The sequence below is a fragment of the Amycolatopsis roodepoortensis genome, from assembly GCF_014873915.1.
Taxonomy (GTDB): domain Bacteria; phylum Actinomycetota; class Actinomycetes; order Mycobacteriales; family Pseudonocardiaceae; genus Amycolatopsis; species Amycolatopsis roodepoortensis.
On record NZ_JADBEJ010000001.1, the window covers coordinates 188836 to 211272 of the forward strand.

Here is a 22437-nt window from a genome sequence, read left to right on the forward strand (position 1 = left end):
CGGCCCGGGCCCGGCACCGCCCTGGCGAGCATGTCGCGAAAGCCACTTTCGCGACGTCTGATGTCCCGAAAGTGGCTTTCGCGACACCCTCCCCAGCGGCCTGGAGCCGGCAGGTACCCGAGACACCCTTGGCTAGCACCCGAAACGCCACTCACGACCCACCGGGGCGCGGTCACCAGAGGCCGCGAGCACGGGCCAGCCGCCCGACGGTCAGCGCCACCTTCAGCACCCAGGCGTCCCGCGATTCGGCGGCGTGGCGGCCGGTGAGTTCGGCCGCCTTCCGCAGCCGGTACCGGACGGTGTTCGGATGCACGAACAGCGTCCGCGCGCAGGTCTCCAGGACGCCCCCGCTGTCGAGATAGGTCTCCACGGTCCGCAGCAGCGCCGGGCCGGCTTCCTCCAGCGGTCGCGCGATCTGCTCGACGAGCAGGCGCTCGGCCTCGGGGTCGCCGGACAGCGCGCGTTCCGGCAGCAGGTCGATGGACCTCGCGGGCCGGGGCGCGCCGGGCCAGCCCACGACGGCGCGCAGCCCGGACAGTGCCTCTGTCGCGCTGTGGTGCGCTTCGGCGAGCGTGGGCACCGTCGGCCCGGCGACGACCGGGCCCTCGGCGAAGGCGACCGAAAGCTTGGTGAGGATCTCGCGGTCCTTGACGCTGCCGTCGGTGGGCCCGGCGACGACCACGACCAGCCGGGAGCCCTGCACCGAAAGCAGCACCGGTCGCCCGACGCGCGCGGCGCGGCTGCGCACTTCGAACACGACGGCGGGCGGGTCGTCCGAGGTCGGGGTGCCGACGAGCGCCGTCGCGGGCGCGGCCGGATCCCAGCCGAGCGCGGCGGCGCGGGAGAGCACCGCTTCCTCGGCGTCGCCGCGGACGATGCCGTCGACGACCAGCGCCTCCAGCCGCGCGTCCCAGGCGCCTCGCGCCTCGGCGGCGGCCGCGTAGGAGTTCGCAGCGGCGAAGGCGATCTCCCTGCCGTAGCGCAGGATCCCCTCGATCAGCGCGGCGCGTTCCGCCTCGTTCGCGGCGAACTCCGGCAGCTGCTCCTCGAACACCTCGATCGCCAGCCGCACCATGCCGACCGCCTGCCGGAGGCTCACCCAGCGGGAAAGCTCGGCGGGGGCTTCGCGGAAGGCCTCCGTGGTGAGGGAGAGCGCCTCCTTCGTGTCGCGGAGCCAGTCGACGAAACCGGCGGCACCCGCCTGGGTGATCAGCAGGACGCTCGCGCGCTGGTCGGCGGGAAGGCGGGCGAACCAGCTCAGCCGCTCCTCCATCACCGCCACACTCGCGCTCGCGAGCCGGCCGGAGGCGTGTTCGAGCCGCCGGAGGGTCTTGGCGGACAGCCCGTGGTGCTTGGGCACACGCCGTCCGGAGGTCGCATCAGCCATGGTCAGCCGATCCTAGGCCGTGTCCGGCAAGCCGTGTTCGCGGTCTTCGCGAGCAGCCTCGCCGGACATGGCCTGGTCCGCCGGGCGAAGGGCGCCGTCGTGCTGCGGCCTTTCGCCGCCGGAGTCCGAAGTGGACAGTCGTCGGCGGTGAATGGTGAAAGGCATTCGCATAAAACTCGAGGCCGCCCGGCGCTCGCGTTTTTCGCTGCGCCGGACGGCCTCGTCTCCCCGGTCCCCACCGGTGGAACAAGTATGGGACTTGTCGATCTTTTCCCGCTAGCCGACTCACTCGATCGTGGGGCGCCGAGTTGCCGGTGCGGGGCTCGTGATCAACGATCCCTCGCAAGCCGCACCGGGTAGGTCGCGGATGCGCAGAGGAGGGAGTTCGCCGTGGGCGAGCAGCTGAAAGACGGTCTGGGACAAGCATGGAACCTTGTCGCCACCTTCGTGCCGAAATTGCTCGGTTTCCTGATCATCCTGCTGATCGGCTGGCTGATCGCGAAAGCCGTGTCGAAGGCATTGGGACTGGTTCTGTCGAAGATCGGTTTCGGCAAGCTCATCGAGAAGACCGGGCTCACCGGAACGCTCAAACAGGCGAATGTCGACGCGGGCGGGATCCTCGTCAAACTCGTGTACTACTTCATTCTCCTGATCGCGTTGCAGCTCGCGTTCGGCGTATTCGGTGAGAGCAATCCGGTCAGCGCGCTGCTCAACGACATCATCGCGTTCCTGCCGCGGATCCTGGTGGCGCTGGTGCTGGTGATCGTCGCGGCCGCCGTCGCGAAGGTCGTCCGTGACCTGGTGACCGGTGCGCTGTCCACGCGGCCCGCGGGGCGGCTCCTCGGCACGATCGCCTACTGGATGATCATGGCGTTCGGCATCATCGCCGCACTCGGCCAGGTGAACATCGCGACGGCCGTGACGGGGCCGGTCCTGATCACCGTGCTCGCCACCATCGGCGGCGTGATCGTCGTCGGCTTCGGCGGCGGCCTGATCAAGCCGGCGCAGGACCGCTGGCAGGGCTGGCTGGCCAACCTGCAGGGCCACCTGGAGGCCGGGGACGGCAAGCAGGAGGTCCGTTCGGAGCCGCCGACTTCGCCCGTGGGCATCGGTCGCGTAGATTCCTGAGCATCCGCGCGGGCCCGGTGATCGAGGAAGGCACCGGGCCCGCGTGGAGTCGAAGGGCCCGTCGCCGCGGAACACGCGGTCGAGGGCCCTTTTCGCGTCCCGATGAGCGTCTCTCGAGCCGTCCGTCTGTTCCGCACCTCACACTCCCTAGGGAATGGCGTCGGTACGGAGCATGTTGGAGCGGTAGACGGAGAGGGGTGCGGACGTGGACTTCTTGCTGCACAACGGTGTCACGGTGCTCGGACAGTGGATTTCCTTCGCCGAACTGGCGGGGCAGATCTTCGCGCTGGCCGTGGTCTTCCTGGCGCAACGCCGCACGTTGTGGACGTGGCCGGTGCAGGTCGGCGCCACCGTGCTGCTGTTCTCGGTCTACCTCTCCGCGCATCTCGGCGGGCTCGCGACCAGGCAGATCGCGATCCTCGCCATCTCGATCTACGGCTGGTGGGCCTGGTCCCGCCGCAGCGACCCGGTCTACGGCGTCGTCGTCCGCAAGGGCACGCTCCGCGAGCGCCTGGCGATGATCGGCGCGTTCGCGATCGGCACCACCGCGATGGCGCTGGTCCTCGACGCGCTGAACGCCTCGTGGGCGCCGTGGCCGGACGCCGCGATCTTCGTCGGCACGCTGGTCGCCTTCGCCGCGCAGGGCGCGGGACTCGTCGAGTTCTGGCTGGTGTGGCTGGTCGTCGACGCGATCGGCGTCCCGCTCCAGCTCTCGTCGGGCCTGTACTTCTCCGCGGCGGTCTACATCGTGTTCGCCGGGCTGGTCGTGCACGGCTGGTGGAGCTGGAACCGGACGGCGAAGCAGGTCCGTACCGCGCCGTCCGGCGTCTCGGCCGCGGTCTAGCGCATGGTGGCGTGTGACGGCTTGAGGTCGGCGAGGGTGCGGACGCCCAGCAGCTGCATCGTCCGGACCATCTCGGCGCGCAGGATGTCCACGCACCGCTGAACGCCACGCTCGCCCCCGGCCATCAGGCCGTAGAGGAACGCGCGCCCGATGAGCACCGCGTCCGCGCCGCGCGCGATCGCGGCCACGATGTCGCCGCCGGAGAGGATGCCGGTGTCGACCCACACCTCGGCGGCGCCCTGGATCTCGTCGAGCACCGCCGGCAGCAGCTCGATCGGCGTCGGCGCGCGGTCGAGCTGACGGCCGCCGTGGTTGGACAGCAGCACCGCGTCGGCGCCGTGCTTGACCACGTCACGCGCGTCGTCGACGTTCTGGATCCCCTTCACCACGAGCTTGCCCGGCCAGGTCTGGCGGACCCAGTCGAGGTCGTCGAAGTTCAGGGTCGGGTCGAAGAGCTGGTTGAGCAGCTCGGCGACGGTGCCGTCGAACTGGCTCAGCGACGCGAAGGTCAGCGGCTCGGTGGTCAGCAGGTTGAACCACCACGCCGGGTGCATCGCGCCGTCGACGAAGGTCTTGAGGGTGAGCGCGGGCGGGATGGTCAGCCCGTTGCGGACGTCGCGCAGCCGCGCGCCCGCGACCGGGGTGTCCACCGTCAGCATGAGCGTGTCGAAGCCGGCGGCCCAGGCGCGATTCATCAGATCTTCGCCCGCTTTGTGGTCACGCCAGACGTAGAGCTGGAACCACTTGCGGGCCTCCGGGGCGGCCGCGGCGAGGTCTTCGATCGACGTCGTCGCCATCGTCGACAGCCCCATCGGGATGCCGTTGCGCTGCGCGACGCGGGCCACCGCGGACTCGCCCTCGTGGTTCATCATGCGGGTGAACCCGGTCGGCGCGAAGGCGAACGGCAGCTCCGAACGCTTGCCGAGGATCTCCTTGCCGGTGTCCACATCAGACACGCCGCGCAGGACGTTCGGGTGGAATTCCACGCTGCGGAAGGCCTGCCGGGCGCGGCGGAGGCTGTCCTCCAGCTCCGCGGCGCCGTCGGTGTAGTCGAACGCCGCCCGGGGCGTGCGCTTGCGGGCGAGCATCCGCAGGTCGGCGATCGTGTGCGCGCCCGCCAGCCGCCGGTCGGTCGGGTTGAGCACGATCGGCTTCGGCCGCAGGATCTGCTTCAGCTCACTCGGCTTCGGCAGTCGACGCTTGGTCACACTCGTTCACCCTTTCCGCAAACATCCGATGTCTCACCCTAGCTGCTCCGCCGCCGGACGCAATGAAGGGACCTTCCCCCGCGAAATTTTGCGAGGAAAGGTCCCTTCATCTCGGCGTCAGGCGCTGCCGGAGTCCGACAACTGCGGACCCGCGGCGGCGACGTCGTCGAGGCGGTACTTCCGCGCCGCCTCGGCCACCTTCGCCTGGTCGAACTCGCCGCGCTTGGCGAGCGCGCTCAGCGTGCCGACCACGATCGACTGGGCGTCGACCAGGAACTTCCGCCGGGCGGCCGGGCGGGTGTCGGAGAACCCGAACCCGTCGGTGCCCAGCGTCAGCATGTCGTTCGGCACCCAGGGGCGGATGAGGTCCGGCACGGCGCGCATCCAGTCCGAAACCGCGACGACCGGCCCGTTCACGCCGGACAGCTTCTGCGTGATGTACGGCACACGCGGGGAGTCGCCAGGGTGGAGCAGGTTGTCGTGGTCGGCCTCGACGGCCTCGCGCCGCAGCTCTGTCCACGACGTGGCCGACCACACGGCCGCGCGTACGCCCCACTCCTCGGCCAGCATCTGCTGGGCACGGAGCGCGTCCGGCATGGTGACACCGGAGACCAGGATCTGCGCCTCCGGGCCTTCGCCCGACGGCGCGTCGGCGTACTTGTAGAGACCCTTGAGCAGGCCGTCGACGTCGAGGTTCTCGGGCTCGGCGGGCTGCTGGTAGGGCTCGTTGTAGATCGTCATGTAGTAGAAGATGTTCTCGCCGTTGCCGTCCGGCCCGGTCTCGCCGTACATCCGGCGCAGACCGTCCCGCACGATGTGGGCGATTTCGAACGACCACGCCGCGTCGTAGGCCACGACGGCCGGGTTGGTCGCCGCCAGCAGCAGCGAGTGCCCGTCGGCGTGCTGCAGGCCCTCACCGGTCAGCGTGGTGCGGCCGGCGGTGGCGCCGAGCACGAACCCGCGGGCCATCTGGTCCGCCGCCGCGTAGAGGCCGTCACCGGTCCGCTGGAACCCGAACATCGAGTAGAAGATGTAGATCGGGATCATCGGCTCGCCGTGCGTGGCGTACGAGGTGCCGACGGCGGTGAACGACGCGGTCGAGCCCGCCTCGTTGATGCCCTCGTGCAGGATGACGCCCTTTTCGGACTCCTTGTAGGCCAGCATCAGGCTCGCGTCGACCGACGTGTACGTCTGGCCGTGCGGGTTGTAGATCTTGGCCGTCGGGAACATCGAGTCGAGACCGAAGGTGCGCGCCTCGTCCGGGATGATCGGGACGATCCGCTTGCCGATCTCGGAGTCCTTCGCCAGCTCGCGGACGAGCCGGACGAACGCCATCGTGGTGGCGACCTCCTGCTTGCCCGAGCCCTTGCGGATGCCCTCGTAGACCTTGTCGCCGGGCAGCACGAGCGCCTTCGACGCCTTCGGGCGGCGCTCCGGCAGGAAGCCGCCGAGCGCCTTCCGGCGGCCGATCATGTACTCGATCTCCGGCGATTCCTTGCCGGGGTGGTAGTACGGCGGCAGCTTCGGGTCGCGCTCGAGCTCCTCGTCGCTGATCGGGATGCGCTGGGCGTCCCGGAACAGCTTGAGGTCGTCGAGGGTGAGCTTCTTCATCTGGTGCGTGGCGTTGCGGCCCTCGAAGGACGGACCGAGGCCGTAACCCTTGATGGTGTGGGCCAGGATCACCGTCGGCTGGCCGTGGTGCTCCAGCGCCGACTTGTAGGCCGCGTAGACCTTGCGGTAGTCGTGCCCGCCGCGCTTGAGGTTCCAGACGTCGGCGTCGGTGAGGTCCTTGACCAGTTCCTTGGTCCGCGGGTCGCGGCCGAAGAAGTGCTCACGGACGAAGGCGCCGTCGTTGGCCTTGTAGGTCTGGAAGTCGCCGTCCGGCGTGGTGTTCATCAGGTTGACCAGCGCGCCGTCACGGTCCGCGTGCAGCAGCGAGTCCCACTCGCGGCCCCAGATGACCTTGATGACGTTCCAGCCGGCGCCGCGGAAGTACGACTCCAGCTCCTGGATGATCTTGCCGTTGCCGCGCACCGGGCCGTCGAGCCGCTGCAGGTTGCAGTTGATCACGAAGGTCAGGTTGTCGAGGCCCTCGCCGGCGGCCACGTGGATGAGGCCGCGCGATTCCGGCTCGTCCATCTCGCCGTCGCCGAGGAACGCCCAGACGTGCTGGTCGCTGGTGTCCTTGATGCCGCGATCGCGCAGGTAGCGGTTGAAGCGCGCCTGGTAGATCGCGTTCATCGGGCCGAGGCCCATGGACACGGTCGGGTTCTCCCAGAACTCCGGCATCAGCCGCGGGTGCGGGTACGACGGCAGGCCGCCGCCCTCGCCGGCGTGCGAGAACTCCTGGCGGAAGCCGTCCAGCTGGTTCTCGGTGAGCCTGCCCTCGAGGAACGCGCGGGCGTAGATGCCGGGGGAGGCGTGGCCCTGGATGAAGATCTGGTCGCCGCCGCCCGAGTGGTCCTTGCCGCGGAAGAAGTGGTTGAAGCCCACTTCGTACAGCGCCGCGGACGAGCCGTACGTCGAGATGTGCCCGCCGACGCCGACGCCGGGACGCTGCGCGCGGTGCACCATGATCGCGGCGTTCCACCGGATGTAGGCGCGGTAGCGGCGCTCGATCTCCTCGTCACCGGGGAACCAGGGTTCGTTCTCGGTGGGGATGGTGTTGACGTAGTCCGTCGACGTCAGCGCCGGGACGCCGACGTGGCGTTCCCTGGCCCGCTCGAGGATGCGCAGCATCAGGTAACGGGCGCGCTGCTGACCACCCCTGGCCAGCGCCTCGTCGAAGGAGTCCAGCCATTCGGCGGTCTCCTCCGGGTCGATGTCGGGCAGGTGCGCCGCCAATCCGTCACGGATGACGCGGACGCGTGCCGGGGTCTCCTTGCCGGAGGCGCCGTCGTTCTGCGGGGCCAAGGGGTCTCCTTGCGAAAGGTGGTAGCTGGTTGTGCTCGTACGCGGGCGTGTTCGCCTTCCATCGTCGTCCTCCGGTTCCGTTCGCGTCACCGCTACTGATCGGTAACGTTCGCGGACCCGATTGCGACACGCCTCGCACGCGCCTGTACTCGCGCGCGCGTTTTCTCTCCCACCCTAAAGCAGGCCGTTCGGAGGTGCCCAGGCGCGCCCGGATTGACCCCGTGAGAGTGGGCCGAATGTCCGTACGCCGCGACACGAGTTGTTCAAGATCCGGTGTGGACGGTTGCGCGGAACGCTTCACCAGTGTTCGCTAACGGGCATCGTGTACCCGAGTGTGGTGCCCGCCCGGCCGATCAGGCCGACGCGACACCACGCTCCGTCGTAGTTGGAGGAGTGACAGCAGTGGTCGCCGCGGGAGACGCTGATCAGAGCAGCGTCGCCGAAAGGCTCGGGATCAAGCCGGACATGGTGGTCCAGGAGATCGGCTGGGACGAGGACGTCGACGACGACCTTCGTGCGGCGATCGAGGAACAGATCGGCGGCGACATCCTCGACGAGGACGCCGACGAGGTCATCGACGTGGTGCTGCTGTGGTGGCGCGAGGACGACGGTGATCTCGGTGACACGCTGATCGAGGTCCGGACTCCCCTGAACGAGAACGGCGTGATCTGGGTGCTGACCCCGAAGACGGGCCAGCCCGGGCATGTCGAGCCCAGTGAGATCGCCGAGGCGGTGCCGCAGGTCGGGCTGGCGCAGACGGCCAACATCAGCGCCGGTCCCAAATGGGCGGGCACGCGGCTGGTTTCGCCGAAGTCGTCCAAGACCAAGCGGTGACCTCTCCGGGCGCGCGATCGACACGATAGGGTTGTCGTCGCAGGCCCCTGTTCGCTCTTGAGAGGAAACCGCCGGTATGGCCGTCGAGGTCGGATCGCAAGCCCCGGACTTCACGCTCAACGACTACAACAAGCAGTCCGTGACGCTGTCGTCCTTCAAGGGCGAGAAGCCGGTCCTGCTCGTGTTCTACCCGTTCGCGTTCAGCGGTATCTGCACCGGCGAGCTGTGCCAGCTCCGCGACGAGTTCGCGGACTACGACGGCCAGGGCGTCCAGGTCATCGGCGTGTCCGTGGACACCCCGTTCTCGCTCAAGGCGTGGGCCGAGCAGGAGGGTTACCAGTTCCCGCTGCTTTCGGACTTCTGGCCGCACGGTGAGGTCGCGAAGGCCTACGGCGTCTTCAACGAGGCGGCCGGTCTGGCCACCCGCGGCACCTTCCTGATCGACAAGGACGGCGTCGTGCGGTTCGCCGAGGTCAACCAGCCCGGCGAGGCGCGCGACCAGCAGGCTTGGAAGAAGGCCGTGGCCTCGCTGGCCTGAGTCTTCACCGGTGGCACCCGTGCGCGGGTGTCACCTCCCGGGCGCATAGCTCAGCGGGAGAGCACTCGGTTTACACCCGAGCGGTCGTAGGTTCGATCCCTACTGCGCCCACCGATTCCGCATGCCCCGCCTCAGGGACGGGACATGCGGACGGCGGTCAGGGTGTCGTGAAACCGGCGTCGATGTTCGGTTCGTAGTCGGCGGCGTACATCGTGAACGGTTCGGTCTTCAGCAGGTCGGTGCCGGTGAAGTCGTTGTTCCGGTACCAGTTCGGCCAGTAGTCACCCGCCTGGTATCGGGTGGCCGTGAGTCCGCTGACACCTGGGGTCTCCATTGTGAACGTGCCCGAAGGCAGATCCTCGAAGTAGTACTCGCCGTTCACGGTCGTCGCGGTTCGCGAGATCGGGCCTTCGTGATCGGTTTGTCCCTTCAGCGTGAAGGTGGCCTCGCGGAGTAGGTCTTCGGCCTCGCGGATTCCGTCACCGTCGATGTCGGTCCAAGCGCGCCCATGCAGCCGGGTGCCCTGGTGACCGAACACCTCCGAGCCGGGACGGTCGTCGGTGAGCGTGCGTTCGTGGGTGTTCCAGCCGGTGGTCGTGTAGTAGCCGTCGTCCACCGCGTGCACCTGGTACGTGCCCAGTGGCAGATTCTTCAGGTCATACTCGCCGTTCGCGTCGGTGAAGGTGACGAAGTCGACGTTCGTGCCCACGTGGTGGGCGATGATCTTCGCGCCTTCTCTCCGCGGTTCGCCCGAGTCCAGCCAGCTGCCGTTGCCGTTGCGGTCCCACCAGATGAATCCTCCGATCCTGCCCACCGATTCGGTGGCCGCGGCCGTCCCGGTCGTGGCCAGGACGCTCGCGACACTCAGTGCGGCGAGCAGGAGGGCGGACAGCTTTTTTCGCATCTTCGAACTCCCCAGTTCAGTGGACGGCGATCAGGGCGCGATCCAGTCTCCTGATGCTAGAGAAGGGCACCGACAATTCGATCACTGCCGAAAGGTCCACGGACACGTGAAGGCCCCCTTCCCTCGGCTCAGCCGAGGGAAGGGGGCCTTCACGCACCCCCAACACCTGTGGAACGTTTTCGGTTTCGGCGGTCTGGTCTGCCCCCTCGGCAGGCCAGACCGCCGGTGTGCGCCGCGCCGCGGGTGGCGAACTTTCGGCTACACAAGAGAAGAGGCGGTCGGGTCTGCCCAGATACATCAAGATCGGCGGCCATTGGAGTGATCCGTGCCGCGAGGGGCGATCACGTAGAGCGACTAGGCGCGGATGAGCCTGTTCGCCAGGGTGGACATCGTGTAGGCCCCGATGCCCATGACGACTTCGAGGGCGTTCCGTTCGGTGTATCCGTGCCCGAAGAAGGTCCGCAGGGTCTCGTCGTCGACCCCGCCGGCGGTTTCGAGCACCGCGAGCGTGAACTGCCGGACGGCTTCCAGTCGTTCGTCGGGAACAGGCTGCTGCGAGCGGAGCGCCGCGATGACGCCGTCGTCCGCGTGCAGGCCCTTCAGCTTGCCGGTGTGGATCTCGACGCACACCCCGCAGCCGTTGCGCGTCGCCACGGTCATCACGACAGTCTCCCGCGCGAGCGGGTCGAGCGTGGTCCGCTCGAAACTCGCGCTGAGCTTCAGGAACCCGTCGAGCAGTTCCGGTGACGACGCCTGACGAGCGACGGCGGTGGGGAGGTGGCCGAACTTCCGGATGGTCGCCTCCATCGAACGACGCGAGGCTTCGGGCGCGGTTTCGACGGTGTGCTCGGTGAACAAGGTTCCCCCTAAGATGGTCAACGTGGTTGACGAAAAGGTAAACCAGGTTGTCGAACAACGCAAGCCGGTTTCCGACCCGCCCGGGTACGAGCTGCCGCTCCTGCTGTTCGCGGGCTTCCGCTCGATCATCGACCGGATGCACGCCGAACTGGCCGGACAGGGGCATCCCGACGTCCGCCCGGCGTACGGCTTCGCCATGCAGGCGATCGGCCGCGAGGGCGCGACGGCGAGCGAGATCGGGCGACGGCTCGGCATCAGCAAGCAGGCGGCGGGCAAGACCGTCGACAAGCTGGAGCAGCTCGGTTACGTCGCGCGCGTCGACGACCCGGCCGACGCGCGGCGCAAGGTCGTGCGGCTCACCGGCCGCGGGTTCGACTCACTCGGCCGGACGGCGGCGATCTTCGAGGAGCTGCGCAAGGAGTGGGCCGCCACGCTGGGCATCGACAGGGTCCGCGCGCTCGAAACGGACCTCCGCACGATGGCGCCCGCGGACGGTTTCCGCCTGGACGTCGCGGGCTGGTTCGGCACCTAGAACGGGCAGCCGGGATTAGGCGCGTCCTGCGAAAGCGGACTCCCGTGCGGCAGCACGTAGAGCACCTCCAGCACCACCGGCGTCGTCCCGAGGTTCCGTCCGATGTGGACGGTGTCGCTCGGTTCGGTGAAGACAGCGCCCTTGCGGTACAAGCCATCGAGCCCGCAATCGGCCGAGTTGTGCGTCAGCGTGCCGGCCTTGACGTACGCGTGCAGCGTGCCGTCGTGGTAGTGCCAGCCGGTGTAGCCACCGGGCTGGATGACGACCTCGCGCAGCACGTAATCGGTGTCCCCGACCGTCTTCTGGTGGAAGATCGTCCCGGTCACGCCGGAACCGGGCGTCGCCTCGGCCGTCGCGGGGACGGCCAGGGCGAGAACGAGGGTGGCGAGCAGCGTGGTCACGGACCGCAGGCGCATGAGCCGACCGTACCGCGATCGGCACTGCCCGAAAGGGCCGTTCATTCCGCCCGAAGCGTCCGCCGCAGCATCTTGCCGCTCTCGGTCCGCGGCAGCCGCTCGCGGAAATCGAACCGGCGCGGCGTCTTGAACCCGGCGAGTTCGGCTCGGCAGTGCTCTTCGAGCCGCTTCGCCAGCCCGGCGTCCCCGGCGATTCCCTCGACCGGTTGGACGACCGCGACGACCCGTTGTCCCCACTCGGGATCCGCTTCCCCGATCACCGCGACGTCGGCGACGTCGGGATGGCTCAGCAGCCGCGCCTCGATCTCGGCCGGGTAGATGTTCACGCCACCGGAAAGGATGAGATCCGTCCGCCGGTCGCAGAGGAACACCCGTCCCGCGGCGTCGAGATAGCCGACGTCGCCGACGGTGACGAATTCGCCCGAACGCGCGGCTGCCGTCTTGCCCGGATCGTCGTGGTAGTCGAATTTCGTGTGCGCGGAACTGAAGTAGAGCGTCCCGGTCTCGCCGGCGGGGAGTTCCGAGCCGTCGTCGTCGAGCACCTTGACCCGCACGCCGTCCAGCGGGGTGCCGACGGTACCCGGCTCGGCGAGCCAATCGCGCGCGTGCACGGCCGTGATCAGCCCCTCGGACGCGCCGTAGTACTCGTGGACCACAGGTCCGAGCCAGGCGAGCATCCGTTCCTTGACCTCCTTCGGGCACGGCGCGGCGCCGTGGACGACCGAAGTCAGGCTCGACAGGTCGTACCGCGCGCGGACGTCCTCGGGCAGCCGCAGCATGCGGTGGAACATCGTCGGCACCAGATGCGTGCTCGTCACCCGGTGCTTTTCGGTGAGCCGCAACGTTTCCTCGGCGTCGAACCGGTCCATCAGCACGAGTGTGTGCCCGAGATGCAGGATCGCGGTCGAGAACATGCCCGGTGCCGCGTGGTAGAGCGGGCAGGCGACGAGGTGCACGCCGTGCCCCGGCCGGACGTCCACGCGTTCGAGGACGTTCGCGTGGATCGGGTGCAGCGCGGGCGGCCTGCCGGACAGGGCGCGCCGGACGCCTTTGGGGCGTCCCGTGGTCCCGGAGGTGTAGAGCATCGTCTGGCCCGCGGTCCGGTGCTCCGGCACGGTGGTGGGCAGGTCCGCGCCCCAGGCCGGATAGTCCGCCCAGCCGGGCGTCTCGCCGCGTGAAAACCGGTGCAGGCCCGCCAGCTCCGCGGTGCACGTGGCGGCGATGTCCGCGTCCGCGACGGCGACCTTGGCGCCGCTGTTGGCCGCGATGTAGGCGATCTCGCCCGGTGAGGACCGGTGGTTGACCGGGGTGAAGTACATCCCCGCCTGCAGGGTCGCCAGCAGGAGCTCGTAGTAGGTGAGTCCATTGTGGATGATCGCGACGACTCCGTCGCCTTCGCCGAGTCCGAGGGCGCGCAACGCGTGGGTCAGCTGATTCGCGCGCGCCGACAACTCGCCGAAGGTGGTCTCGCGCCCGTCGACGTCGATCACCGCGACGCGGCCGGGATCGTGGGCGGCGATCTCGTAGAACGTGCTCATTCCGGGCACCTCAGGCTCTCCAGATGCCGCCGGAGCACCGTGCGCATCAGCTCCGGCGGCGTCCGGCCCGTCGACAACGCGAGCCCGTCCAGCAGCGCGGCCAGCCGCTCGGTCTCCACGGCCAGGTCGAGGCCGTCGAGGAGGCCACCCGCTTCGTTCGCGCCGTCGAGCACCCGCCGGACGAGGGCGCGTACTCCCTCGTACATGCGGACGGCTTCCTCGGCGAGATCCGGGCGGTTCTTCGCGGCGGCCGAGAACGCCAGCCAGACGTCGGTTTCGGCCCGGGTCTGCTCGGTGAGCGGGAGCAGCTCGCCGAGCAGCGCTTCGGTGATCTCCTGTCGCCGTGAGCGCGGTGTCGCGGGGTCGAGCAGATCGGGGAGGTGTCCCAGCAGCCTCGCTTCGAGCCGGTCACCGAGTGACCGCATGGCGAACACGATCAGCTCGTCGTGGCCGCGGAAGTAGTGCCGCACCGAACCGATCGCGAGACCGGCCTCTTCGGCCACGCTCCGGAGCGACGCCTGCGCGAGACCGTCGCGCTGGATCACCCGGAAGACGGCTTCGGCTATCTCCAGGCGCCGGGCGTCGGGATCGACGATCTTGGGCATGTTGCCTTTATAGCACGGTGCTGCTATTTTATTTGGCACAGGCGTGCTATAAAGGGGGAGAGTTCATTGAGGACCTGGTTGCTGATCGCGCTGGTGGTCGCCGCGGTGGTCGTGATCGTCGTGCGCAGGTTGCGCGGGGAGCCACTGGTCGCCCGCGATGTGTTCGGGGGGCCGGTGATCCTGCTCGCGATCGGTGTCTACGGCCTGAGCAAGCTGGCGACCTTCACCTTCACGGACGGCCTGTGGCTCGTGCTGGGCTCCGTGGTCGGCTGCGTCCTCGGCGCCGTCCGCGCCACCACCACGAAGCTCTTCGAACGCGACGGCGTCCTGTGGCTGCGCTACACCGGCTGGACGTTCGGCGTCTGGGTGCTGTCGATGCTGGTGAACTTCGGGGTCGGCTTCCTGGCCACGATGGCCGGCGCGCATCCCGACGCGCGGCCGGTGACGCTGTCGATCGGCGTCAGCCTGCTGGGGGAGGCGTTGGTGCTCGGTATGCGCGCGAAGACGACGGGGCTGCCGTACGCCCCGCCGTCCGAGTCGGTGCTTTCGCGCCGTTAGGCCAGCTTCGCGACTTCACCGACGACTAGCGCGATGTCGTCTTCGGTGTTGAAGTAGTGCACCGAAGACCGGACCAGTGGCGGCAATCCACGCTCGACGAAATCGAACTGGGCGGACGTCGCTTCCGTGACGCTGACATTGATCTTCGCCGCCGCCAGGCGCTGTTTCACTTCCTGCGACGGTGTTTCCGCCACGCTGAACGTGACGATCCCGCACTGTCGCACCCCTTGGTCGTGGACGCGGACGCCGGGGATCTCGCGCAGCGCGTCGCGCAGTTTCGCCGCGAGGGCGGCGACTCGGGCTTCGATGGCGGGCATGCCCCATTCGAGGGCGTAGTCGATCGCCGCGCCGAGGCCGTGCAGTGCGGCGTGATCGCGTTCCCAGACCTCGAACATCTTCGCCGTCGGATCGACTTCGTAGGTTTCGGGCGCGGTCCACGACGCGGAGTGAAGGTCGAGCATCGCGGGCTCGACGCGCTCGCGCAGCCGCGGGTGCGCGTAGAGGAACCCCGTGCCCCGCGGTCCGCGCAGGTACTTGCGGCCGGTGACGCTGAGGGCGTCGCAGTTCAGGCGTGCGACGTCGAGGTCGATCTGGCCGGCGCTCTGGCACGCGTCCAGCAGGAACGGGATCCCGGCCTCGCGCGCGACCGCGCCGATCTCCTCGGCGGGGTTCACCAGCCCGCCCTGGGTCGGCACGTGGGAGACGGCGATCAGTTTGACGTCGCCGTCGACGCGGCGCTTGAGGTCCTCGACGTCCAGCTGCCCGGACTCGTCGTTCTCGACCACCTCGACGACGGCGCCGGTGCGCTTCGCGATCTGCAGGAACGAGATCACGTTGCTCGCGTACTCGGATTTCGCCGTCAGGATCCGGTCTCCCGCGGCGAACGGCAGCGCGTAGAAGACCGCCTGCCAGGAGCGGGTCGCGTTGTCGGTCAGGGCGATGTCTTCGGGATCGGCGCCGACGAGGCGCGCGGCCGAGGCATAGACGCCGTTCATCCGCTCCACGGTCGCCGCGGCCTGCTCGTATCCGCCGATCAGGGCTTCTTCCCGCAGGTAGCCGACGACGGTGTCGGTCACCCGTGCGGGCGGCAGCGACGAGCCGGCGTTGTTGAGGTGGACCACCTCCGCGCAGCCCGGTGTCTCGGCGCGGGCGCGGTGCACATCGAAGTCCGTCATGCCTAACTGAATACAGTATGGCCGAAGTGCATGCAATACTGCACCGATGACGAGGAACCTGCTCCGGCGCGACCTCGCGGAGGAGATCACCGCCCGCGTGCTCGACGGCCGGATCGCCGCGGACAGCCGCATCAACGAGGTGCACCTCGCCCGCGAACTGGGCGTCAGCCGGACGCCGCTGCGCGAGGCGCTGATCGGGCTGGCCGACCGCGGCCTGCTCGTCTCGGCACCCAACCGGGGTTTCCTCGTGCCGCCGTTCGATCCGGACGAGGCCCGGCAGCTGTACCCGCTGGTCGCGGAGCTCGAATCGCTCGCGTTGCGCTGGAGTTCGCCGCAGGACCTCGCCGGGCTCACCGGCGGGCTGGACCGGATCGCCGCCGAGATGACCGCGGAACTCGCGCGGCAGGGTGATTTGTCTACTTTGGACGACCGTTGGCACGCGCTGCTCGTCTCGCGCTGCACGAATCCGCATCTGCTCCGCCTGCTCGAACAGACGAAGCCGCTGCTGAAACGCTACGACGCGCGTTATTTCGGTGGCGTCGAACGCGCCAGGGAGAGTATCGAAGAGCACCACCGGATCGCCGAGGCGATCCGCGTCTCCGATCTCGCGACGGCGGTGGAGCTGCTCGTGCGGAACTGGGTGAAGACGTTGGCATATCTGGAAGACATGGGGTGACACGATGTTCGTGACGGCACATCTGAGCGACAACCATCTCGACGGCGGGGAGCGCGCCGACGAACGCACCGCGCGGGTCATGCGGTACCTGGCAGGCCTGGCGACCCCGGTCGACGCGATCCTGGTGACCGGCGACATCACCGACCACGGCACCCTGGAGGAATACGGGCGCGCGGCCGAACTCTTCAAGACCGACGTCCCGCTCTTCGTCTGCCCCGGCAACCACGACAAGCGCGGCCCGTTCCGCGAAGGGCTGCTCGGCCAGGCGCCGGACGACGCCCCGGTCAACACGGCGCACACCGTCGGCGACGTCACGTTCGTCATGGCCGATTCGACCATCCCCGGCAAGCCCGACGGGCAGTTCGACGACGAGACCATGGCCTGGCTGGACGGCGTGCTCGGCGACGGCGACGGGCCGGCCTTCATCGCCTTCCACCATCCGCCGGTCGCGCTCGGGCTGCCGTTGGTGGACGCGATGCGCCAGTACGGTGAGGAAAAGCTGGCCGAGGTGCTCGCGCGCCACCCGCGCGTGGTCGCCCTGCTCTGCGGGCACGTCCACGCCGCGGCGTCGACGACGTTCGCCGGGCTGCCGCTGCGGTCGGCGCCGTCGGTCGGGTCGAGCATCCTGTTCCCGTGGGAGGAGAACGGGCTGCGGTCGTGGGGTGAAGGCGGGCCGGTGGACTACGACCTGCCGCCGTCGCTGCTGTTCCACGTGCTGCACGACGACGGCAGGCTGACCACGCACCAGCGGGTCGTGCCGGCTTAACCCTCGAACACCGGCAGTGTGATCCGGGACGGCCGCGCGGGGTCGTGGAAGATCTCGAACCGCGCGGGTTTCCCGTCCACCGCGCTGTGCGCCGGCTCGCCGGTGCCGTGATTGCGGGCGAAGCGCGGGAAGGCGCCGCCCGCGACCTGCACCCGCAGGCGGTGCCCGCGCCGGAACCGGTACGCCGTCGGGTCGAGCGAGATCTCGGCGGCGACCACACCGTCCACATCGGACTCCGGCGCACCGGGCCGAAGGCGGAGGATGCCGTCGGTGACGTTGCGGGAGACACCGCGACGGTCCACATCGCACAGCCGGACGAAGACGTCGCCGTGCCCGAGGTTGGTCCGCACGTGCACCAGCGCGGAGATCTCGCCGATGACGTCGAGGTCGCGCTCCAGCACGTCACCGGTGAAGAGCAACACGTCCGGCCGCTGTTCGACGACCTTGTTGTCCTGTTGTTTCTGCACGCCCGACAGCAGCGGGCCGCCGACGGTCGGCGTCGGATCGGCCGGGTCGAAGGTGAACGTGCCCGGTTCCGACTCGACGGGTTCCGCGGTGGAAAGCCCGCCGGGACGCAGGAAGTACGGGGTGGCGTCGGACTCCGGCGGCCAGCTTTCGAAGTCCAGCCACCGTCCGGAGCCCTGGAGGTACAGGCGCACGGGCGACTGCCTCAGCGGCGCGCGATCACCGAGAAGGTGGGCGGAGAGGAAGCCGATCTGGTCGGTGATCAGGGTCTTCATGCTCGCGGGCTCGCCGTGCGCCCACGGTCCGATGGTGATCCGCGGTGCGCGCCCGGCCGCGGCGAGCTCCTTGAAGTCGCGCAGCTGGGCGGAGATGAACAGGTCGTACCAGCCGGTCACCATGGACACGGGGGTCTCCAGCGCGGCGACCCCGGCGCTGTGATCCGACGGCGCCCAGAAGTCGTCGCCGGGTTCGGCGTGCGCGGAGACGTCCTGCAGGAACCGCACCTGCTTGCCGATGGCCGCGACGTCGGCGCCGGAAAGCGGCAGATACGCCATGGCGCGGCGGGTCTTCTTCGTCTGCCAGGGATTCGGCAGGCCGGCGAACCGGCCCTCCTGGCGGCCGATCAGCGCCGACCACGAGACCATGTTGTCGACCGCGAGGATCCCGCCGGGATAGAACGTCGAGACGAATTCCGACGCGGTGACGCCGAGGCACAGCGCTTCGAGCGGCTCGTCGAGATACGGGGCGACGGCCCACTGCGTGTGGCCGAGGTAGCTCGCGCCCGCCATCGCGACTCGGCCGTCACACCACGGCTGCTCGCGCAGCCAGGCGACGGTGGCGAGGCCGTCCTCCTTCTCAAGGTGGAACGGGCGGAACTCGCCGCCCGAGCCGAAGGTCCCGCGCGTGCTCTGGAGGACCGTCTGCAACCCGTGCCGCGCGAACGTCTCGCCGAAGATCTTGCCCATCACGCCCTTGCGGCCGTACGGCGTGCGGATCAGTACCACCGGCCGCGGCTCGTCGCCCGGCACGGCGTAGCGATCCGCCAGCAGCCGGACGCCGTCGGGCATCGGCACGGGGATCGCCTTGGTCACCGAGGGGGCAGGCCCTTCGGCGGGCGGGAGGCCGAGGTACCGGTCGAGGAGTCGGTCGAGCACACTGGCCGCCTTTCGTGCGGAGGATCAGCTTCCGCTTACGACGGTACCCGCCGGTCAGGAAAGTGGCTTTCAGGACGGGAAATGTCCGGAAAGCCACTTTCGTGACACTGGCGCGGGGCGGACCGCCCGGTACCGCCCCGCGGGTCTCAGGAAAGCCGGGCGAGCGTCTCCGGCTTCAGCAGTTTCGCCAGCTCCTCGGCGGGCAGAAGCCCCTTTTCGACGACGAGTTCCGCCACCCCGCGCCCGGTCAGGAGCGCCTCTTTGGCGATCTCGGTCGCCGCCGCGTACCCGATCTTCGGGTTCAGCGCGGTCACCAGGCCGATCGAATTCTCGACGTAGCCCCGCATCACGTCCGCGTTCGCGGTGATCCCGGAGACGCATCGCTCAGCCAGCACGAGACACGCCGACCGCAGATGCGTGATGCTCTCCGAAAGCGAATGCAGGATCAGCGGCTCGAACGCGTTGAGCTGCAACTGCCCGGCTTCGGCCGCCATCGTGACGGCGACGTCGTTGCCGATGACCTCGAACGCGACCTGGTTGACCACCTCGGGGATGACCGGGTTGATCTTGCCGGGCATGATCGACGAACCCGCCTGCACCGGCGGCAGGTTGATCTCGTTGAGCCCCGCCCGCGGCCCCGAGGAGAGCAGCCGCAGATCGTTGCAGCTCTTGGAGAGTTTCACCGCGATCCGCTTGAGCACACCGGAAAGGTGCACGAACGCGCCGCAGTCCTGCGTCGCCTCCACCAGGTCCGCCGCCGACACGACGGGGAGCCCGGTGATCTCACGCAGCTGCGCGACGGCGGCTTCGGCGTACCCGGGCGCGGCGTTGAGCCCGGTGCCGATCGCGGTCGCGCCGAGGTTGATCTCGTGCAGCAGCGTCACCGCTTCGGTGAGCCGAAGCCGGTCTTCGCCGAGCATGACCGCGTAGGTGCCGAATTCCTGCCCCAGTGTCATCGGGACGGCGTCCTGCAACTGCGTGCGGCCCATCTTCAGCAGATCGCGGAACTCGACGGCCTTGGCCGCGAAAGCCCGCTCCAGCACGACCATCGCTTCGGCCAGTTCGCGGACGGCGATGATCGTCGCGACGTTGACCGCGGTCGGGTACGCATCGTTGGTCGACTGCCCGAGGTTCACGTGCTCGTTCGGGTGCACGCGGGCGTAATCACCCTTCTCGTGCCCGAGCAGTTCGAGCGCTCGGTTCGCGATCACCTCGTTGGCGTTCATGTTCGTCGAGGTGCCCGCGCCGCCCTGGATGACGTCGACGACGAACTGGTCGTGCAGCGCGCCTTCGCGGATCTCACGGCACGCCCGGCGGATCGCGTCGGCGACGTCCGGCTCCAGCAACCCCAGATCGGCGTTGGCGCCGGCCGCGGCCTCCTTGACCGAGGCGAGTGCCTCGATCAGATGCGGGTACGTGGAGATCGCGGTGCCGGTGATGGGGAAGTTCTCCCTGGCGCGCGCGGTGTGCACACCCCAATAGGCGTCGGCCGGGACTTCCTTGTCCCCCAGCAGATCGTGTTCCACGCGGTGCATCGAAGGCTCCTCAGGCGGCGAGGTCGGGTTCGGCCAGCGCGCCGGTCACGCGCAGGCCGGGGGTGGGTTCGAGCACGTCCGGATCGACACCGCACAGCGCGAGCGCGGCGGCGAGCACCGGCCGCCGTGCGCGGTCGCCACCGTCGGCGATCTTGATCGCGATCGCCGTCCCGTCCGGGAGGGCGGCGACCTGGACGGCTTCGAAACCGTCCTTGGCGATCAGGCCGGGCACCGCGCGCATGAGCGCGGTGACGTCTCGACGCGTACCGGCGACCAATTCCGGATGCTTCCGGATCCCTTCGGCGACAAGACCTTCCGGTGTTCCCGGCGCCGACGCGGCGATCTTGCCGACCGCGCGGGCGAGCCCGCGCAGCGAGACCGCGAACAGGGGAGCGCCACAACCGTCGACGGCCACCTTCGGGATCCGTTGCCCGGTCAGGTCTTCGACGCACTCCGCGATCGCGCGCTGCAGCGGATGGCCGGGATCCAGGTAGTCCTTTGTGGACCAGCCGTGCCGACGGCAGGTCGCGAGCATGGCGGCGTGCTTGCCGGAGCAGTTGTGCGCGATCCGCGAAGCCGTCCGTCCCGAAGCGACCCACGCTTCGCGTTCGACCGGGTCGAACGGCAGGTCTTCCGGCGTCCGGAGGTCTTCCATGGTGAGCCCGGCACCGTCGAGCGTCCTGAGTACCTCGGCGAGATGGATCTCCTCGCCGGAGTGGCTGGCCGCGCCGACGGCGAACCCGGCGGGGCTCAGGTCGACGCCGAGCCGCGCCATCGCCGTGGCCTGCAAGGGTTTCGCCGCCGAACGCGGGTAGAACGCCGCTTCGATGTCGCCCGCGGAGAACAGCACGCGGCCGTCGGGGGCGAGCACCACGGCCGAACCGTGGTGCACCCCCTCGACCATTCCGTCGCGGAGAAGGTGCACCAGCGGTTCGTGCGCGGGGACGCGGATCTCCGGGATCACAGCTTCGTCTTCTCGAAGACGTCCATGTTGATCCGCTTGCGGACCCCGAACCAGCCAGCCACCAGCGCGAGCCCGATGACCGGAAGGCAGTACAGGGTTATCCGGCCGACCTCGTCGAAGCCCATCAGCACCACCACGGCGACGAGGAAGATCAGCGTCGCGATCTCGGTGTAGGGGGAGAACGGCAGGCGGTACGACGGACGCTCGACCTCGCCGAGCTTGGCCTTGCGCACGAACAGTAGATGCGAAAGCACGATGATCGCCCAGGTGCCGAGAATGCCGATGGCGGCGAAGTTCAGCACGATCTCGAAGGCCTGGCTCGGCACGACGGCGTTCAGGCCGACCCCGACCACGCAGACCGCGGAGGTGAGCAGGATCCCGCCGTAGGGCACGTGGTTCTTGTTCATCACACCGGTGAACTTCGGCGCGGAGCCTGCCATCGACATCGATCGCAGGATGCGGCCGGTGGAGTAGAGGCCCGAGTTCAGGCTGGACAGGGCCGCCGTCAGCACCACGAGGTTCATGACGTTGCCCGCCTGCGGCACTCCGATATGCGAGAGCACGGTGACGAACGGGCTCTCGTTCTTCGAGTAGGAGTCCCACGGCATCAGCATCGCCAGCAGTACCACCGAGCCGACGTAGAAGATCCCGATCCGCCACATGATCGAGTTGATCGCCTTGGGCATGATCTTGCGCGGGTTCTCCGTCTCGCCCGCGGCGACGCCGACCAGCTCGACCGAGGCGTAGGCGAACACGACACCCTGGACGATCAGCACCATCGGCAGCACCCCGGCCGGGAAGATCCCGCCGTGGTCGGAGATCAGCGAGAAGCCCGGCGTGTTGCCGTCGATCGGCTGCTGCGTGACCAGCAGGAAGATCCCGATCCCCATGAAGGTCACCAGCGCGGCGACCTTGATGATGGCGAACCAGAACTCCATCTCGCCGAACAGTTTCACCGAGACCATGTTCAGCGCCAGCACCACCGCGAGCGCGATGAGCGCCAGCACCCATTGCGGGATCGGGGTGAAGAACGACCAGAAATGCGCGTACAGCGCGATCGCGGTGATATCCGCGATACCGGTCGTCGACCAGTTCAGGAAGTGCATCCAGCCCGCGACGAAAGCGCCCTTCTCGCCCATGAATTCGCGGGCGTAGGAGACGAAGGCACCGGAGGAGGGGCGGTACAGGATGAGCTCGCCGAGCGAGCGCACCACGAAGAACGCGAAGAGGCCGCAGACCGCGTACACGATCGCGAGGGCCGGGCCCGCCTGCGCGAGCCTGCCGCCCGCGCCGAGGAACAGGCCGGTCCCGATGGCGCCGCCGATCGCGATCATGTTGACGTGGCGGGGTTTCAGCGCCTTGTCGTAGCCGGCGTCACCGGCGTCGGCGGGTACCGGCGCGGATTTGCTGTCGTCCGCGCTGAGGGTCTGTTCGGTCAC

Annotated in this window: 22 protein-coding genes and 1 tRNA gene; 9 read left to right on the forward strand and 14 right to left on the reverse strand. The window is 68.9% G+C overall.

What is annotated here, in order from left to right:
* Positions 1 to 172: 172 nt before the first annotated feature.
* Positions 173 to 1387 (reverse strand): PucR family transcriptional regulator, encoded by a 1215-nt coding sequence (locus H4W30_RS00925; protein ID WP_126736013.1) that lies wholly within the window; start codon positions 1385 to 1387, stop codon positions 173 to 175.
* Positions 1388 to 1399: 12 nt separating this feature from the next.
* Entirely contained in the window at positions 1400 to 1552 is a 153-nt protein-coding gene (locus H4W30_RS00930; protein ID WP_192741042.1) for a hypothetical protein, read from the reverse strand.
* A gap of 225 nt (positions 1553 to 1777) precedes the next feature.
* Here H4W30_RS00930 and H4W30_RS00935 point away from each other — a divergent pair, with 225 nt between their 5' ends.
* Both H4W30_RS00935 and H4W30_RS00940 read left to right on the forward strand, forming a co-directional pair.
* The gene (locus H4W30_RS00935; RefSeq protein ID WP_192741043.1) at positions 1778 to 2515 is read left to right on the forward strand and encodes a mechanosensitive ion channel family protein; all 738 of its coding nucleotides are present in this window, start codon (positions 1778 to 1780) and stop codon (positions 2513 to 2515) included.
* Positions 2516 to 2720: 205 nt separating this feature from the next.
* Entirely contained in the window at positions 2721 to 3359 is a 639-nt protein-coding gene (locus H4W30_RS00940) for a nicotinamide mononucleotide transporter family protein (RefSeq protein ID WP_192741044.1), read from the forward strand.
* Here H4W30_RS00940 and H4W30_RS00945 read toward each other — a convergent pair.
* Both H4W30_RS00945 and aceE read right to left on the reverse strand, forming a co-directional pair.
* A complete protein-coding gene (locus H4W30_RS00945; RefSeq protein ID WP_192741045.1) occupies positions 3356 to 4567 on the reverse strand; it encodes an alpha-hydroxy acid oxidase in 1212 nt (403 codons plus the stop codon). The genes H4W30_RS00940 and H4W30_RS00945 overlap by 4 nt on opposite strands.
* A gap of 117 nt (positions 4568 to 4684) precedes the next feature.
* Complete coding sequence (aceE, locus tag H4W30_RS00950; RefSeq protein WP_192741046.1) at positions 4685 to 7480, reverse strand: pyruvate dehydrogenase (acetyl-transferring), homodimeric type; 2796 nt, start codon at positions 7478 to 7480, stop codon at positions 4685 to 4687.
* 402 nt (positions 7481 to 7882) lie between these two features.
* Here aceE and H4W30_RS00955 point away from each other — a divergent pair, with 402 nt between their 5' ends.
* The 3 genes from H4W30_RS00955 to H4W30_RS00965 all read left to right on the forward strand — a co-directional run bounded on the left by H4W30_RS00955 (position 7883) and on the right by H4W30_RS00965 (position 8963).
* On the forward strand, positions 7883 to 8314 hold the full coding sequence (locus tag H4W30_RS00955) for a DUF3052 domain-containing protein (protein ID WP_034311133.1): 432 nt from the start codon (positions 7883 to 7885) through the stop codon (positions 8312 to 8314).
* 76 nt (positions 8315 to 8390) lie between these two features.
* Entirely contained in the window at positions 8391 to 8852 is a 462-nt protein-coding gene (locus H4W30_RS00960; protein WP_037342406.1) for a peroxiredoxin, read from the forward strand.
* Positions 8853 to 8891: 39 nt separating this feature from the next.
* A tRNA-Val gene (locus H4W30_RS00965) sits at positions 8892 to 8963 on the forward strand.
* 46 nt (positions 8964 to 9009) lie between these two features.
* Here H4W30_RS00965 and H4W30_RS00970 read toward each other — a convergent pair.
* A complete protein-coding gene (locus tag H4W30_RS00970) occupies positions 9010 to 9756 on the reverse strand; it encodes an SdrD B-like domain-containing protein (RefSeq protein ID WP_192741047.1) in 747 nt (248 codons plus the stop codon).
* 354 nt (positions 9757 to 10110) lie between these two features.
* Entirely contained in the window at positions 10111 to 10614 is a 504-nt protein-coding gene (locus tag H4W30_RS00975; protein WP_192741048.1) for a carboxymuconolactone decarboxylase family protein, read from the reverse strand.
* Positions 10615 to 10627: 13 nt separating this feature from the next.
* Between H4W30_RS00975 and H4W30_RS00980 the strand changes: the two genes are divergently transcribed.
* Positions 10628 to 11146, forward strand: a complete 519-nt coding sequence (locus H4W30_RS00980; protein WP_192741049.1) for a MarR family winged helix-turn-helix transcriptional regulator — start codon at positions 10628 to 10630, stop codon at positions 11144 to 11146.
* Here the strand turns inward: H4W30_RS00980 and H4W30_RS00985 are convergent.
* The 3 genes from H4W30_RS00985 to H4W30_RS00995 are packed head-to-tail and all read right to left on the reverse strand — an operon-like array spanning position 11143 to position 13705.
* Positions 11143 to 11562 (reverse strand): cupin domain-containing protein, encoded by a 420-nt coding sequence (locus tag H4W30_RS00985; RefSeq protein WP_192741050.1) that lies wholly within the window; start codon positions 11560 to 11562, stop codon positions 11143 to 11145. The genes H4W30_RS00980 and H4W30_RS00985 overlap by 4 nt on opposite strands.
* A 41-nt stretch (positions 11563 to 11603) precedes the next feature.
* Positions 11604 to 13100 carry an AMP-binding protein gene (locus tag H4W30_RS00990; RefSeq protein WP_192741051.1) on the reverse strand — a complete coding sequence of 499 codons (1497 nt, stop codon included), beginning with the start codon at positions 13098 to 13100 and terminating at the stop codon, positions 11604 to 11606.
* Positions 13097 to 13705, reverse strand: a complete 609-nt coding sequence (locus tag H4W30_RS00995) for a TetR/AcrR family transcriptional regulator (RefSeq protein WP_192741052.1) — start codon at positions 13703 to 13705, stop codon at positions 13097 to 13099. Before H4W30_RS00995 ends, H4W30_RS00990 begins: the two co-directional genes overlap by 4 nt.
* Positions 13706 to 13771: 66 nt before the next feature.
* Here H4W30_RS00995 and H4W30_RS01000 point away from each other — a divergent pair, with 66 nt between their 5' ends.
* Positions 13772 to 14263 (forward strand): DUF1453 domain-containing protein, encoded by a 492-nt coding sequence (locus H4W30_RS01000; protein ID WP_192741053.1) that lies wholly within the window; start codon positions 13772 to 13774, stop codon positions 14261 to 14263.
* On the opposite strand, the gene H4W30_RS01005 is transcribed toward H4W30_RS01000, so the two are convergent.
* Positions 14260 to 15438, reverse strand: coding sequence for an aminotransferase class V-fold PLP-dependent enzyme (locus H4W30_RS01005; RefSeq protein WP_192741054.1), 1179 nt, complete (start codon positions 15436 to 15438; stop codon positions 14260 to 14262). The two genes, H4W30_RS01000 and H4W30_RS01005, sit on opposite strands and share 4 nt — an antisense overlap.
* A gap of 46 nt (positions 15439 to 15484) precedes the next feature.
* On the opposite strand from H4W30_RS01005, the gene H4W30_RS01010 reads away from it, so the two are divergent.
* Complete coding sequence (locus H4W30_RS01010; protein ID WP_192741055.1) at positions 15485 to 16114, forward strand: GntR family transcriptional regulator; 630 nt, start codon at positions 15485 to 15487, stop codon at positions 16112 to 16114.
* 4 nt (positions 16115 to 16118) lie between these two features.
* Positions 16119 to 16880: a metallophosphoesterase gene (locus H4W30_RS01015; RefSeq protein WP_192741056.1), complete on the forward strand. Its 762-nt coding sequence runs from the start codon at positions 16119 to 16121 to the stop codon at positions 16878 to 16880.
* Here the strand turns inward: H4W30_RS01015 and H4W30_RS01020 are convergent.
* From H4W30_RS01020 to H4W30_RS01035, 4 genes are all read right to left on the reverse strand, one after another.
* Positions 16877 to 18499: a CocE/NonD family hydrolase gene (locus H4W30_RS01020; RefSeq protein WP_192741057.1), complete on the reverse strand. Its 1623-nt coding sequence runs from the start codon at positions 18497 to 18499 to the stop codon at positions 16877 to 16879. The two genes, H4W30_RS01015 and H4W30_RS01020, sit on opposite strands and share 4 nt — an antisense overlap.
* Before the next feature lie 146 nt (positions 18500 to 18645).
* Positions 18646 to 20034, reverse strand: a complete 1389-nt coding sequence (aspA, locus tag H4W30_RS01025; RefSeq protein WP_192741058.1) for an aspartate ammonia-lyase — start codon at positions 20032 to 20034, stop codon at positions 18646 to 18648.
* 10 nt (positions 20035 to 20044) lie between these two features.
* A complete protein-coding gene (locus tag H4W30_RS01030; protein WP_192741059.1) occupies positions 20045 to 20998 on the reverse strand; it encodes an asparaginase in 954 nt (317 codons plus the stop codon).
* Entirely contained in the window at positions 20995 to 22437 is a 1443-nt protein-coding gene (locus tag H4W30_RS01035; RefSeq protein ID WP_192741060.1) for an amino acid permease, read from the reverse strand. Before H4W30_RS01035 ends, H4W30_RS01030 begins: the two co-directional genes overlap by 4 nt.